A 14105-nucleotide genomic window follows, 5' to 3' on the forward strand; every position below is an offset into this window, starting at 1 on the left:
CCACTTCGCCGAATTGCCTTATGCCTGTCAGAGCTGAACAGGCACTTTCACTTTTCTTTACAAAGTTTGTCGACAATATGTCAGAGGAAAATCGCTTGTGAAGTTTTTCACTTCTACTAATTGACATGATTTTACCCCTATTGTATGCTTACAAAGGGTATGCATGAGAAGGTTTTCTTACATATATTATGTGGTTTTGGAAGCCTGATGCGACGGTCCTTTTTAAGGGTTTAATGTCAAATCAACGAGGTTCGAGGGGGTTATCATGCGCCCAACAAAAAGTCCCTTACAAGCGATGGCGCTTTACAGTGCCATCCTCTCACAACTTGTCGGGTCCGCGCTTTTCGGTGTGTTCACAGGTATGTGGCTCGATGAAAAGCTCGGAACCGCCCCGTTTTTCATGATCATCTGCCTAGTCATAGGCATCACTGCCGGTGTTTGGGCAATGCTTCAGACCGTCCGCAAATTCGAATCAGGAGACAAGTAAAAATGGATGGACTTAGGGAGATATATACAAGACTGAAAAAGATGATTTTTTTCATCTTGGCGTTCTACGTTATTGGTTGGGGGTTTACCTCTTATCAAGAAGTGTTCGCGGGTCTCATAATCGGAACTTTGTTCGGCATTTACAACATGTGGATTCTGGTTCGCCGGATGGAGAAATTCGACCGCGCGGTGGCTGAAGGCTCGAAAGTTCGTTCGCTTGGAACGGCATTACGGTTTGCATCAGGTGTTGCAGCTGTGGCGATCGCCATTTTATTCGCAGAGCACATTCACTTGGTCAGTACGGTAATTGGGTTGATGGTCCCTTATGCTCTGTTGTTAACAGAGCGGATTGTTTATCACGTGAAACACCATTAAGAATGTGGAAAGAGAGGTGAAACTATCGTGGAACATGGCGCTCCTATGCTCGAGGTGTTCGGGATCTGGTTCAACCTATCGAACGTTATGATGCTGCTTATAGCCGCTCTTATCGTCTTCCTTATTGCTTTTATCTCCACACGGAACCTGCAGCTTAAACCGACGGGCATGCAGAACTTCATGGAATGGATCATGGATTTCGTAAAAGGGATAATCAAAAGCAATATGGATTGGAAAGATGGTGGCCGATTCCATGTTCTTGGAATCACCCTGATTATGTTCATTTTTGTTTCGAACATGTTAGGCCTTCCATTTGCAATAGTTGTCAACGGAGATCTTTGGTGGAAATCACCAACAGCTGATCCGACGGTAACGATGACATTGGCCGCAATGGTGCTAATCTTGAGCCATTACTATGGTATCAAGTTGAAAGGGCTTAAAGGATATGCCGGAGGCTACATCAAGCCGATGAAATTCTTGTTCCCATTGAACATCATTGAGGAATTCGCAAATACGCTGACACTCGGTCTGCGTCTTTACGGTAACATCTATGCGGGGGAAATTCTGTTGACTTTGTTAGCAGGCCTCGCATCAGCAGGTGCATTTGGGTTTGCATCAGCCATCGTACCAATGATGGCATGGCAAGGCTTCTCGATCTTTATCGGGGCAATCCAAGCGTTTATTTTCGTTATGTTGACGATGGTCTACATGTCGCATAAAGTTGCCGACGATCATTGAGTATAAACTGCTCGTAGAGCAAAAAAACAACTATCCTGAGGAGGACACATTAAATGACAGGTTCATTAGGTTTATTAGCAGCAGCAATCGCAGTAGGTTTAGCAGCACTAGGTGCAGGTATCGGTAACGGTCTTATCGTTTCAAAAACAGTTGAAGGTATCGCTCGCCAGCCAGAAGCACGCGGCGTCCTACAAACAACAATGTTCATCGGTGTTGCATTGGTAGAGGCATTGCCGATCATCGCTGTAGTTATCGCGTTCATCGTTATGAACCAATAGTATTTCTATACAAAAAGTTAAATGGTGGGGATGCTTCGATATGGTTTTCGCCATTTAAACTTGTATGAAGAAATTTGCTTTTGAAAATCCATCTTACGACAGATAAAGATCTTACTATAGAAGAAATTGTATTTTAGGCTCTTGAAGGGAGTGAAACAATCGTGTTTTTTGATCACCTCGTACTCGGTGCAACCGGGGAGTTTTTGAATATTGGAGACATCCTTGCTACACTTGTTATCTTCATTTTGCTAATGTTGCTTTTGAAGAAATTCGCATGGGGTCCTTTGATGGGCGTAATGCAGCAGCGTGAAGATTTAATCAAGAGTGAAATCGAAACTGCTGAAAACAGCCGTCTGGAATCTCATAAATTGCTTGAAGAGCAGCGCAGCCTTCTTAAAGATGCGCGTACGCAAGCACAGGAAATCGTTGAAAACGCTAAAAAGCAAGGCGACGTTTCGCGTGAGGAAATCATTACGACAGCGCGTGCTGAGTCTGGCCGTATGAAAGAAGCTGCGGTTCAAGAAATTGCCAACGAAAGAGATAAAGCTATTTCAGCTGTTCGTGAAGAAGTTGTGGCATTGTCATTGCTTGCTGCTACGAAAGTGCTTGAAAAAGAAATCTCTGAGGAAGACAACCGTCAGTTGATTAACGAAACGATTGCGAAGGCAGGCGAAGTTCAGTGAGTCAAGTTGCAGAACGCTACGCTCTAGCATTGTTCGAAGTCGCTCAAAAGCATGAATCGTCATTGGATGTAGAGCAGGATTTGCGTGAAGTGAAAAAGGTCTTCGAAATGACCCCGGAACTTTACAATCTGATCGTTTCTCCAAAACTTTCTGCTGACAAAAGAACAAACCTAATCAATGAGGTATTCAAAGAAGCGAATCCGCTTGTTGTAAATACGCTTCAATTGATGGCAGAACGCAAACGTCTGGACGAAGTCGGCTCTATGGCTGACGCGTTCGTCGCTTTATCCAACAATGCACAGGGAATTGAAGATGCGAAAGTTTATTCTACACGTCCTTTGACTGAAGAAGAACGCGCATCCATCTCTTCTGTTTTCGCTAAAAAAATCGGCAAACAATCTTTACGAATTGAAAACATCATCGATCCATCGTTAATCGGCGGATTGCGTCTTCAAATCGGAAACCGCATTTACGACAGCAGTGTGAGCACGAAATTGTCACGTCTGCAGCGTCAATTGAACGGTTAATTATGAAATTATGAGAGGGTGACATACATGAGCATCAAAGCTGAAGAAATCAGCGGTCTGATCAAACAACAGATTGAAAATTATCAATCAGAGATGAAAGTTGACGACGTTGGTACAGTAATCACCATTGGTGATGGTATCGCGCGCGCTCATGGCCTCGACAACATCATGGCTGGAGAACTTGTAGAATTCTCAACTGGTGTCCTTGGTATGGCGCAAAACTTGGAAGCCAACAATGTTGGTATTATTATCCTTGGCCCTTACACAGACATCAAAGAAGGCGATGAAGTACGTCGGACTGGCCGCATCATGGAAGTACCGGTAGGACCTGAACTTATCGGACGCGTAGTAAATCCACTTGGACAGCCTGTTGACGGTCTTGGACCGATCAACACGACTAAAACCCGTCCAATTGAAAGCCCTGCACAAGGGGTTATGGCCCGTAAATCGGTTCATGAGCCACTTCAAACAGGCATCAAAGCGATCGACGCACTTGTGCCGATCGGCCGTGGGCAGCGTGAATTGATCATCGGTGACCGCCAGACAGGTAAAACTTCTGTAGCGATCGATACGATCTTAAACCAATCTGACCAAGACATGATCTGTATCTATGTTGCAATCGGACAAAAAGAATCTACTGTACGTAACGTAGTAGAAACTTTCCGTAAAAACGGAGCTCTTGATTACACGATCGTTGTAACAGCTTCTGCTTCACAGCCAGCTCCATTATTATTCCTTGCTCCTTATGCAGGTATCACAATGGCTGAGGAATTCATGTTTGAAGGCAAGCACGTGTTGATCGTCTATGATGATTTAACAAAACAAGCATCTGCTTACCGCGAACTTTCACTATTGCTTCGTCGTCCACCAGGCCGTGAAGCTTATCCAGGTGATGTCTTCTACTTGCACTCACGTTTACTTGAGCGTGCAGCGAAGTTGAACGAAACTCTTGGAGCAGGATCAATCACAGCATTGCCGTTCGTTGAAACGCAAGCTGGCGATATCTCTGCATATATTCCAACAAACGTTATCTCGATTACGGATGGCCAGATCTTCCTTCAATCGGATCTTTTCTTCTCAGGTGTACGCCCAGCGATCAACGCGGGTCTGTCTGTATCACGTGTTGGTGGTTCAGCTCAGATCAAAGCAATGAAAAAAGTTGCGGGTACATTGCGTCTTGACTTGGCTTCTTTCCGTGAACTTGAATCATTCTCTCAGTTCGGTTCAGATCTTGATGCTGCAACTGCTGCGAAAATCGAGCGCGGGAAACGTACTGTTGAAGTCTTGAAGCAAGATTTGAACAACCCGATCAAAGTTGAAAAACAAGTTGTTATCTTCTATGCGTTGACTCGTGGATTCCTTGACGACATCGCTCTCAACGACATTTCTCGCTTTGAAGCTGAATTGACAAGCTGGTTGGATACAAACCACACAGAAATTTTGGATACTATTCGTACAACTCAAGGTTTACCTGCTGATGACGCATTTGGTGCAGCGATCAACGAATTCAAACGCACATTCGCAAAATCAGAGTAAAGAGAAACTGTATTCAGTAGAGGCTTTTACCTCACTGAATGCTGGTTGATCCATTCGGACTTTTGCGGTCAGTCCATTTCCTGCGTGTCAATGCGGGAGACATACTGCCCGTTAAAGCGGAGGGATACTCGAGTCGAATATGAAGAAAAAATAATAGGGTGGTGAAATACCAGTGGCATCTTTACGCGATATAAAAACACGCATTACGTCAACCAAGAAAACGAGTCAGATCACAAGAGCCATGCAAATGGTTTCTGCATCTAAACTAAGCCGTGCGGAAGTGAACGCGAAAGCGTTCGTTCCCTACATGGACAAAATCCAGGACGTAGTGGCATCCATTGCAGCCGGGTCTACGGACACCAGCAATGCAATGATGATCGCCCGTCCTGTAAAGAAAACTGCTTATTTAGTGATCACATCGGATCGTGGCCTTGTAGGCGGATATAACAGTAATATTCTTCGTGTTGTTATGAACAAAATCCGTGAACGGCATACATCCAATGACGAGTTTGTGATCCTGAGCGTCGGCCGGAAAGGGAAAGAATTCTTTGCGAAGCAAGGAATGACCATTCTTGAAAGTGCAATTGCGCTTCCGGACCATCCGACGTTTGCGGATATTAAAGAAATAACGCGCAAAGCTGTTGGTATGTTCTCAGATGGTACATATGACGAAGTTTATATGTATTACAATCACTTTGTTTCAGCAATTCAACAAGAAGTCACAGAGAAAAAAGTCTTGCCGCTGACGGATATTCAACCGACAGGATCAACTGCCTCTTACGAGTTCGATCCTTCAGCAGAAGCGATTTTGGAAGTTCTTCTTCCGCAATACGCGGAAAGCTTGATCTTTGGGGCCCTTCTTGACGGCAAAGCGAGTGAACATGCTGCATCTATGACAGCAATGAAGAGCGCAACCGACAATGCGTCTGATTTAATCGGCGGATTGACACTTCAATACAACCGTGCCCGCCAGGCGGCAATCACTCAGGAAATCTCTGAAATCGTCGGCGGAGCAGCTGCGTTAGAATAATAACGAAAAGCGACAGCGCCCGTTAAGCTCTGAAAGGCATAAGGCGGACCGGCAGGGTGGCGTTCTTTGCCGCACAGCTGGATCGACTTATGACCCGAAGAGCTGGCCGCTGGAGTCTGGACACTAACGAAAAGCGACAGCGCCCGTTAAGCTCTGAAAGGCATAAGGTGGACCGGCAGGGTGGCGTTCTTTGCCGCACAGCTGGATCGACTTATGACCCGAAGAGCTGGGCCGCTGGAGTCTGGACACTAACGAAAAAAACATTAAAGCGAAGACGGCCGATTAGGCCGTTGAGACTTGCAATAAAGTTTTAATAAAAGTAAGACAGGAGGGAACAGCATGAACACAGGACACGTTCTTCAAGTTATGGGACCGGTTGTAGATGTCAAGTTCGCTAACGGCCAACTTCCAGCTATCTACAATGCCCTAACTGTAAATATTGATCGTCCCGGACAAGCTCAAGTCGTTTTGACGCTTGAAGTGGCTCTTCACCTTGGTGACGATTCAGTCCGTACAATTGCGATGGAATCCACTGATGGATTGCAACGCGGATCGGTTGTAACCGATTTGGGCAGCGCTATTACTGTTCCAGTTGGGGAAGCAACATTGGGCCGCGTATTCAACGTACTTGGTGAAATTATCGATTTAGGGGAAGAAATTCCTGCTACAGAGCGCCGTGATCCGATTCACCGCTTAGCGCCTACATTCGAACACCTTTCCACAGAAGTTGAAATTCTTGAAACAGGTATCAAAGTTGTCGACTTGCTTGCCCCTTACATCAAAGGTGGTAAAATCGGTCTCTTCGGTGGTGCCGGTGTAGGTAAAACAGTTCTTATCCAGGAATTGATCAACAACATCGCTCAAGAGCACGGCGGTCTTTCTGTATTCGCCGGTGTTGGTGAGCGTACACGTGAAGGAAACGACTTATTCCACGAAATGAGCGATTCCGGCGTTATCAAGAAAACTGCAATGGTCTTCGGCCAAATGAACGAGCCGCCGGGCGCACGTATGCGTGTTGCTTTGTCTGCTTTGACAATGGCTGAATATTTCCGTGACGAACAAGGCGCGGATGTACTACTATTCATCGATAATATCTATCGTTATACGCAAGCAGGTTCTGAGGTATCGGCGCTTCTTGGCCGCATGCCATCTGCCGTTGGTTACCAGCCGACACTTGCGACTGAAATGGGTCAATTACAGGAACGTATCACGACAACAAGCACAGGTTCAGTAACGTCTATCCAAGCGATCTACGTACCAGCCGATGACTATACGGATCCGGCTCCGGCTACAACTTTCGCTCACTTGGATGCGACAACTAACCTTGAGCGTAAACTTTCTGAGATGGGTATCTACCCAGCAGTAGATCCTTTGGCTTCGACTTCACGTGCCTTGTCACCTGAAATCGTTGGCGCAGAGCATTACAACATCTCACGTGAAGTTCAAGAAACGCTTCAGCGCTACAAAGAATTACAAGATATCATTGCAATCCTTGGTATGGATGAGTTAAGCGACGAAGACAAGCTGACGGTTAACCGTGCACGCCGTGTCCAAAACTTCCTTTCTCAGAACTTCCACGTTGCTGAACAGTTCACTGGCCAAAAAGGTTCTTATGTTCCTGTTCAAGAAACGATCAAAGGATTCAGAGAAATTCTTGATGGAAAATATGACCACTTGCCTGAAGATGCTTTCCGTTTGGTCGGACGCATTGAAGATGTTATTGCAAAAGCAAAAGGCATGGGCGTAGAAGTCTAAAACCAGGGACCAGGAGGGAAAAAAATGAAGACCATTACAGTCAATATTGTCACTCCCGACGGCCCGGTATACGATTCAGAAGTATCTATGGTTATTGCAGTTACAGCAACAGGTGAAATGGGCGTCTTGCCCGGCCACATTCCGACAGTCGCTCCTCTTGGAATCGGTGCAGTCCGATTGAAGAAAGAGAACTCGACAGAATTGGTTGCTGTAAACGGTGGATTTCTTGAAATCCGCCCTGAAAAAGTGACAATTCTTGCACAATCGGCTGAACTCGCTACAGAAATTGATCTGGCGCGTGCTCAGGAATCCGCTAAACGTGCAGAAGCACTTTTGCAGGCAAATAAAGATGAAATCGACTTTAAACGTGCAGAATTGGCGTTAAAGCGTGCGATGAATCGTATCAACGTTTATGAGGGTAACATTTAAAGAAAAGCGTAAGCGCCCGTGTAGATTTGACAGGCATAAGAAAAACCAGCAGTGTGGCGTACTTTGCCACGCAGCTGGGTTGGCTTATGACCCAAGAATCTGGGCGCTGAAGCTGGACAATAAGAAAAGCGTAAGCGGCCGTTCAGCTCCGACGGGCTTAAGGCAAAATGGCAAAGCGGCATTTTTTCAGCCGCAAAGCCAGGGTGACTTAAGACCCCGAGGAGTTGGCCGCTGAAGCTGGACACTAACAAAAGAAAAAGCGGGCAGAAGGGCAAGTGACTTTTGCCCGCTTTTACTATTCTTGAAAGGATGGATCAGATGGAAACGATGATTGGCCAAACCGCTTTGATTTCAATCTTCAGCCATATTTTCTTTTCGGGCGTTGCTTTTTACGCAATGCGCGCTGTAATGTTTGAAAAGTGGATTCATAAGCATCATGTGCTGCAAGCGCAAATTCTCTATATTTTTATCAGCATAGCACTCGGGACCATGGTATCTACTTTTTTCCTAAATATTTCATCTTGGTCAAGGCAATTGCCTTACCTGTTTTAAAATTGCCGTTTTGCCATGTCTCTGAAACTCATGGCTATGGCAAAACGGCAAAAATATTATTACCCGGGAAATAATATTGCGTATAAGGTTTAAGCACAAGACAGAGGGGAAAAGGTCTATTAAGACTGGTAATAAAACGTGACTTTTCTCCCTAACGGACATAAAATGGAAGTATCTTTCGAATAACTTAACGTAACGAATAATTTTGATTAAAATAACTGCGCAAAATGAGAGTAAAGTTGCTTGTTTTTTACTAAAGAAGCAGGTAATATGAGTAAGGTTTTGTTTCTAAATAATGACATTGGACTTTAAACGTATATGGGATACATATAGATGACTATTAAACACATGGAGGGCATATTAGTGGATCAAATTATTGTAAAAGGCGGCCAAAAATTAAAAGGGAAAGTACGTGTGGAGGGTGCTAAAAATGCAGTTCTTCCGGTATTAGCCGGAGCGTTATTGGCTTCAAAAGGTAAGAGCATCATCAAAGAAGTGCCAAATTTGGCGGATGTCTACACCATTCAGGAAGTCTTAAAAAGCTTGAATGTATCTGTTGAGTACTTCCCAGAAAAAAATGAAATGCTGATTGATTCTTCAGCAACATTATCAAGCGAAGCGCAATTTGAATATGTGCGTAAAATGCGCGCCTCGATTCTGGTAATGGGACCAGTTCTTGCACGTAATGGATTCGCTCGTGTAGCTTTGCCGGGTGGATGCGCTATAGGCTCACGTCCAATCGATCAACACCTTAAAGGGTTTGAAGCGATGGGCGCGAAAATCACTTTTGGCAACGGTTTTGTTGAAGCAAAAACAACAGGACGTTTACGCGGGGCTAAGATCTATTTGGATTTCCCAAGTGTCGGCGCAACTGAAAACATTATGATGGCTGCCGCTTTGGCAGAAGGTACAACATTGATCGAAAACGCTGCAAAAGAGCCTGAAATCGTCGATGTTGCAAATTACATCAATGAAATGGGTGGCCGCGTAATCGGTGCCGGTACAGATACTATGCGTATCGAAGGTGTTGAAGAACTGCATGGTGCTGAGCATTACATCATTCCGGATCGTGTCGAAGCCGGAACGTTCATGGTCGCTGCTGCAATAACTGAAGGCGACGTCATCATCGAGAACGCTGTTCCTGAACATATGGCAGCTTTGATCTCGAAGATGGGTGAAATGGGTGTTGATATTCAGGAAACGGAAGAAGGGCTGCGCATCCGTGCAAGCCGACCACTTCGTTCAATCGATATCAAAACCATGCCTCATCCGGGATTCCCGACGGATATGCAATCTCAGATGATGTCCTTGATGCTGACTGCTACAGGAAACGGCATTTTAACGGAAACTGTCTTTGAAAATCGCTTCATGCATGTAGAAGAGTTCCGCCGTATGAATGCTTCGGTCAAAATCGAAGGCCGCTCTGTAATCATGGAAGGTCCTTCAGCTCTACAAGGAGCGGAAGTGGCAGCTACAGATTTAAGAGCTGCGGCTGCATTGATTTTGGCTGGGCTGGCTGCAGACGGAATCACACGTGTTAACGAACTTTATCATTTAGATCGCGGATATGTAGATTTTCATTTGAAACTGGCAGCTCTAGGCGCTGATATCGAGCGTGTAAGTGTTGAACAGGCTGAAACGAAAGTTGAGCAATTGGTCTAATTCTTTCATAATGGGCTTGCAGCGCTAAATCTTAGCGTTGCAGGCTCTTTTTATGAACTCATGTGGATCAATGAATTTTTGTCATTGCGTTCCTTACTATGATAAAATATTCAATTAAGAGAGTCTTTTTTTAGGGATACATAGGAGTGGTGAACAACTTCAAACAGGAGGGCTACTATTCCTTCGGTTGCAGAAACGGGATAAATGGATTAGAAGGAGTGCGGGCTTGATGTTTTCAAAGGATATCGGAATCGATCTTGGAACAGCGAATGTATTGATCTACGTTAAAGGCAAGGGAATCATCCTGAACGAGCCTTCCGTAGTGGCCATGGACCAAAAAACCAATGAAGTGCTGGCGGTCGGAAAAGAAGCGCATAAAATGATGGGCAGAACGCCGAAGCATATTGTAGCGGTCCGTCCGTTGAAAGACGGCGTAATCCACGATTTTGATGTTACGGAAGCCATGCTCAAGCATTTCATTCACATCCTGAAATTGAAAGGTTTCATGATCAAGCCACGCATCCTGATTTGCTGTCCCACGAATGTCACGAGCATTGAACAGAATGCAATCCGTGAAGTGGCGGAAAAAGCAGGCGGCAAGAAAGTCTATGTGGAAGTGGAACCGAAAGTGGCGGCAATCGGTGCTGGCCTGGATATCTATCAACCGAATGCGAGCATGGTTATCGATATCGGAGGCGGAACAACAGATGTCGCGGTTTTGTCTATGGGTGATATCGTTACAAGTGAAACAATTAAAATAGCGGGAGATCGGTTTGACCAGCAGATATTGAAGTATGTCAAACAGCACCGAAAGCTGCTGATCGGTGAAAAGACCGCTGAAAAAATCAAGCAGGAAATCGGTACGGCAGTAAAGCACGCTGAAGAGAAAGAAATGGAAATCAGGGGCCGTGATATTATGACCGGCTACCCGAAAACATTGATCATCACTTCAAAAGAGATTGAGTCTGCGCTTAAGGAATCGGTGGAATCCATTGTTGAGGCTACCCGTATGGTGCTGGAGAAAACACCGCCGGAACTGGCTTCGGATATCATTGAAAGCGGAGCAATCCTGACAGGTGGAGGCGCATTGCTGGAAGGCCTCGATCAGCTGCTGGCAGAGAAATTGGGAATTCCGGTCTCCATCGCAGAAAATCCAATGGAATGCGTAGCTCTAGGCACGGGATTGATGCTAGAAGCAAAAGAAAATATCTTCCGCCAAAGAAAACAGAGCCAAATAGCAGGTGGCAAAAACAGAGTATTCTAGTATAATGACTAGAGTTTAGATAAAAGGGAAACTTCCCTCGGCAGAAGAACGTCTTCACTGAGGGAAAGCAGTACGAATGGATTTGCCCGAAATTCGGGAATTCAGTAGATGGAAAGGTTGACGGAGTGAATGGCTGAGCTGAAAAAGAACTTTTCTCTTCGGAAAAAAGCTGAAAAAGATGAGGTAAAAACTGAAGAGCCGAAAAAGACATGGTGGGTCCAAATCCGCCTGTTTCCGATTTGGCTCCGCATCATCATTGTAATTGCCCTGGTCGTTCTGGCTGCTGTTCTAGGCGCAATGGTGGGCTTTGGCGTTATTGGAGACGGCGAACCGGCCGATGCGCTGAAATGGGAAACCTGGCAGCACATATTTGATATTATGAGTGGAAAATAGGCTTTACAGATTGCTGAAGAAAAATAGAAGGAGTTGAATCGATTGTTGACAACTGAACAAATTCAAGCGATTTTACCGCATCGATATCCATTTTTGATGGTGGATCGGATAATAGAGATTGAAGCCGGAAAGAAAGCAGTCGGCTTAAAGAATGTATCTGCGAATGAAGAATTTTTTAATGGACATTTTCCAGGATACCCGGTAATGCCAGGTGTCTTGATTGTTGAAGCGCTGGCACAGATTGGCGCGGCAGCTGTACTTCAGTTGGAAGCCAATAAAGGCCGTCTGGCGTTCTTCACAGGCATCGATAACTGCCGCTTTAAACGGCAGGTTATACCAGGTGATCAATTGCGATTGGAAGTTGAGTTGACGAAACTGCGCGGTTCTATGGGCAAAGGCCATGCAATTGCTACCGTGGATGGAGAAATAGCATGCGAATGCGATATCCTCTTTGCGTTGGGACCTGTTTCTGAAGCTAAGTGAATAAGCTTTCTTGAGACAGCAAACCTTACCAGAAAAGGCTTCTCGTTTTAGAAATGGAGGTTACTTAGATGTATAAATCATTATCACCAAGTGTGAAAAGCAGTATAACAAAATCAATCTCAAAGAATTTCGAAAAATACATGGCGCAGATCGAGTGGAAAGAGGAGCGTTTTCAGTTAACGGATTTTATGGATACATGGAAAGCCTATATTGAAAATGAATCAAAGTGGTACAAGCAAGTACCACAAGAAGTAAAGGCTGCCCCTGAGTTCCACGAAAGCATTGCTGAAAAGATCAACCAGACGATCGATCGCGTTTTAAAGGAACCTCCTTCAGAAGAGCAGGTAGCCCGTATAGAAATCAGACAAGAAACTTTACATACCTCCTTTGATTACGCTTGCAGAGCAGAAGCGGACTTTGTAGAACGCAAACTCAATTCGATAAAATCAAACTAATAAGCTTTCACTAAACCATCGCTGCATGCGATGGTTTTTTCTAATTGCATAAAAATCCGAGCAGATTTACTTCATAGAAAGTAAATTTGCTCGGATTTCTTATTTGTCAGCCTGTAATTCAAGGCTGGACCGTTATGATTTTGCCTCATCTTTTCGCAGGCCTGGACGTGTGCGCATATCCGTTTCGAAGCGCTCGAGCAATTCCTGCCCTTCAAGTCCATCTTCAAGTAATTCCGACAGCAGCGTTTCTGCATACTTTCGGCGAGCCCGCTTCAAGGTGCCTTTCATAAGGACGGAAATATGATCCCCCATGACCTTTACTGCACACACCACTACTTCAAATGGGGCCGGTTCGTTTCCAGGATAGGAAATGACGACTTGGACCGCTATTGTTTCTTCAATGTTCTTTAAGTGTTCAAACGTTTTCTGGTGGGTCAAGTCGATCAGCATTTCAAGGATCCACGAGCGTTCCGTGTTCTCCTGGTTGATGATGATGCCATCATGTACCGGATAATCGGTCACTTGATCCTCTACTTCAATACCCAGTGACAGCATTTTGAATGTTTTCATGCAACAGCCTCCAATACACTAACTTTGTTTCAGTATAGCATATTGAAGATTTGGGTGGCGAACGGAAGAGGGCATGTAAAAAAGATGTGAGCTATCCCAAAAGCCATTTTTGATTTGGCAGATCCTTTAGCTGGAACTCAAGCATTTCAACTAAACAATACGTAAAGAAATTTAGAAGATCTTCCAAAAATGAGATATGGAGACGCAAAAACCCGCAAAAAATAATTTTTTCGTTTTTGCAAAGAATTCAATCTTCTTAGTATGCTTCAAGTAAGCGAAAGGAGGTGAGAAAATGAATCAAGTCGGAATTGTAGGACGTTTAACAAAAGATCCAGCCATGCGGGTCATGAATGAAGGGCGGATACATACTTCCTTCATCGTAGCGGTCTCCCGAAACTATAAAAATCAGAAAGGGGAAACGGAAACAGATTATGTCCTTTGTTCCACTTGGGGCAAGCCTGCCCACAATGTCTCGAAATACTGCGTCAAAGGATCACTGGTCGCTGTTACCGGCCGCCTGCAGTCACGCTCTTACGATAAAGAAGACGGGACGCGCATCTATGTGACGGAAGTGCTTGGCGATCAGATCCGATTCCTCGACAGAAGAAAACCACAAGAAGAAACCGCCCCTCAGCCGGAAGCATCGCAGTCAGATGAAGACTTCGATTTTCAACCACCAGGGACGGAGCAGGTAAATGCATAAGCAATTTTAAAAAAGGAGGCACTTAGCGATGCCGAAAGATGTACAGCTGCAACTGGAAGTGCATATGGAGCAATTGATCAAACTAACGGCTTTGCTCCATCAGCGATTGGCAGAGGCGGAGCGGGAACTAAGTGAACTGAAATCGATCTTCCGTTCCGTTCAAAAAGGGTGAATATTCACGTCTAA

19 protein-coding genes are annotated in these 14105 nt (G+C 45.0%); 18 read left to right on the forward strand and 1 reads right to left on the reverse strand.

The features are described 5' to 3' along the window. The first annotated feature begins 265 nt into the window (after window positions 1-265). The 16 genes from Q0785_RS01810 to Q0785_RS01885 all read left to right on the forward strand — a co-directional run bounded on the left by Q0785_RS01810 (window position 266) and on the right by Q0785_RS01885 (window position 12646). Window positions 266-487 (forward strand): AtpZ/AtpI family protein, encoded by a 222-nt coding sequence (locus tag Q0785_RS01810; RefSeq protein ID WP_223640325.1) that lies wholly within the window; start codon window positions 266-268, stop codon window positions 485-487. A gap of 2 nt (window positions 488-489) precedes the next feature. Continuing rightward, window positions 490-861 (forward strand): ATP synthase subunit I, encoded by a 372-nt coding sequence (locus Q0785_RS01815; protein WP_006829236.1) that lies wholly within the window; start codon window positions 490-492, stop codon window positions 859-861. A 27-nt stretch (window positions 862-888) separates the two neighbouring features. Then, complete coding sequence (gene atpB, locus Q0785_RS01820; RefSeq protein WP_223640330.1) at window positions 889-1599, forward strand: F0F1 ATP synthase subunit A; 711 nt, start codon at window positions 889-891, stop codon at window positions 1597-1599. 53 nt (window positions 1600-1652) lie between these two features. Beyond that, entirely contained in the window at window positions 1653-1877 is a 225-nt protein-coding gene (gene atpE, locus Q0785_RS01825; protein ID WP_006829234.1) for a F0F1 ATP synthase subunit C, read from the forward strand. A gap of 161 nt (window positions 1878-2038) precedes the next feature. After that, window positions 2039-2560 carry a F0F1 ATP synthase subunit B gene (gene atpF, locus Q0785_RS01830; RefSeq protein WP_298824476.1) on the forward strand — a complete coding sequence of 174 codons (522 nt, stop codon included), beginning with the start codon at window positions 2039-2041 and terminating at the stop codon, window positions 2558-2560. Continuing rightward, complete coding sequence (locus Q0785_RS01835; RefSeq protein WP_298824478.1) at window positions 2557-3087, forward strand: F0F1 ATP synthase subunit delta; 531 nt, start codon at window positions 2557-2559, stop codon at window positions 3085-3087. The genes atpF and Q0785_RS01835 overlap by 4 nt, the downstream gene beginning before the upstream one ends. A 27-nt stretch (window positions 3088-3114) precedes the next feature. Beyond that, window positions 3115-4623, forward strand: coding sequence for a F0F1 ATP synthase subunit alpha (atpA, locus tag Q0785_RS01840; RefSeq protein ID WP_223640339.1), 1509 nt, complete (start codon window positions 3115-3117; stop codon window positions 4621-4623). A 172-nt stretch (window positions 4624-4795) separates the two neighbouring features. Continuing rightward, window positions 4796-5653 (forward strand): ATP synthase F1 subunit gamma, encoded by an 858-nt coding sequence (gene atpG / locus Q0785_RS01845; protein WP_223640342.1) that lies wholly within the window; start codon window positions 4796-4798, stop codon window positions 5651-5653. Window positions 5654-5992: 339 nt separating this feature from the next. Beyond that, a complete protein-coding gene (gene atpD / locus Q0785_RS01850) occupies window positions 5993-7408 on the forward strand; it encodes a F0F1 ATP synthase subunit beta (RefSeq protein WP_223634832.1) in 1416 nt (471 codons plus the stop codon). Between the two features lie 24 nt (window positions 7409-7432). Next, window positions 7433-7837 (forward strand): F0F1 ATP synthase subunit epsilon, encoded by a 405-nt coding sequence (locus Q0785_RS01855; protein WP_223634829.1) that lies wholly within the window; start codon window positions 7433-7435, stop codon window positions 7835-7837. Between the two features lie 318 nt (window positions 7838-8155). After that, window positions 8156-8389, forward strand: coding sequence for a DUF1146 family protein (locus Q0785_RS01860; protein WP_223634826.1), 234 nt, complete (start codon window positions 8156-8158; stop codon window positions 8387-8389). Window positions 8390-8752: 363 nt separating this feature from the next. Continuing rightward, complete coding sequence (murA, locus tag Q0785_RS01865; RefSeq protein ID WP_298824805.1) at window positions 8753-10051, forward strand: UDP-N-acetylglucosamine 1-carboxyvinyltransferase; 1299 nt, start codon at window positions 8753-8755, stop codon at window positions 10049-10051. 229 nt (window positions 10052-10280) lie between these two features. Then, window positions 10281-11315, forward strand: a complete 1035-nt coding sequence (mreB, locus tag Q0785_RS01870; protein ID WP_298824502.1) for a rod shape-determining protein MreB — start codon at window positions 10281-10283, stop codon at window positions 11313-11315. A 129-nt stretch (window positions 11316-11444) separates the two neighbouring features. Further along, entirely contained in the window at window positions 11445-11708 is a 264-nt protein-coding gene (locus Q0785_RS01875) for a DNA-directed RNA polymerase subunit beta (RefSeq protein ID WP_298824507.1), read from the forward strand. A 42-nt stretch (window positions 11709-11750) separates the two neighbouring features. Then, window positions 11751-12191 (forward strand): 3-hydroxyacyl-ACP dehydratase FabZ, encoded by a 441-nt coding sequence (fabZ, locus tag Q0785_RS01880; protein WP_298824510.1) that lies wholly within the window; start codon window positions 11751-11753, stop codon window positions 12189-12191. 68 nt (window positions 12192-12259) lie between these two features. Then, window positions 12260-12646 (forward strand): hypothetical protein, encoded by a 387-nt coding sequence (locus tag Q0785_RS01885; RefSeq protein ID WP_298824513.1) that lies wholly within the window; start codon window positions 12260-12262, stop codon window positions 12644-12646. Between the two features lie 132 nt (window positions 12647-12778). Here the strand turns inward: Q0785_RS01885 and Q0785_RS01890 are convergent, their stop codons facing one another. Continuing rightward, on the reverse strand, window positions 12779-13216 hold the full coding sequence (locus Q0785_RS01890; RefSeq protein ID WP_298824516.1) for a YwpF family protein: 438 nt from the start codon (window positions 13214-13216) through the stop codon (window positions 12779-12781). Window positions 13217-13508: 292 nt separating this feature from the next. Between Q0785_RS01890 and ssb the strand changes: the two genes are divergently transcribed. Together ssb and Q0785_RS01900 are read left to right on the forward strand one after the other, a co-directional pair. Then, complete coding sequence (gene ssb, locus Q0785_RS01895; protein ID WP_223634812.1) at window positions 13509-13919, forward strand: single-stranded DNA-binding protein; 411 nt, start codon at window positions 13509-13511, stop codon at window positions 13917-13919. Window positions 13920-13947: 28 nt separating this feature from the next. Beyond that, the gene (locus tag Q0785_RS01900; RefSeq protein ID WP_169314366.1) at window positions 13948-14091 is read left to right on the forward strand and encodes a hypothetical protein; all 144 of its coding nucleotides are present in this window, start codon (window positions 13948-13950) and stop codon (window positions 14089-14091) included. Window positions 14092-14105 lie beyond the last annotated feature (14 nt).

It is taken from the genome of uncultured Planococcus sp. (assembly GCF_947501725.1).
GTDB classification, from domain to species: Bacteria; Bacillota; Bacilli; order Bacillales_A; family Planococcaceae; genus Planococcus; species Planococcus donghaensis_C.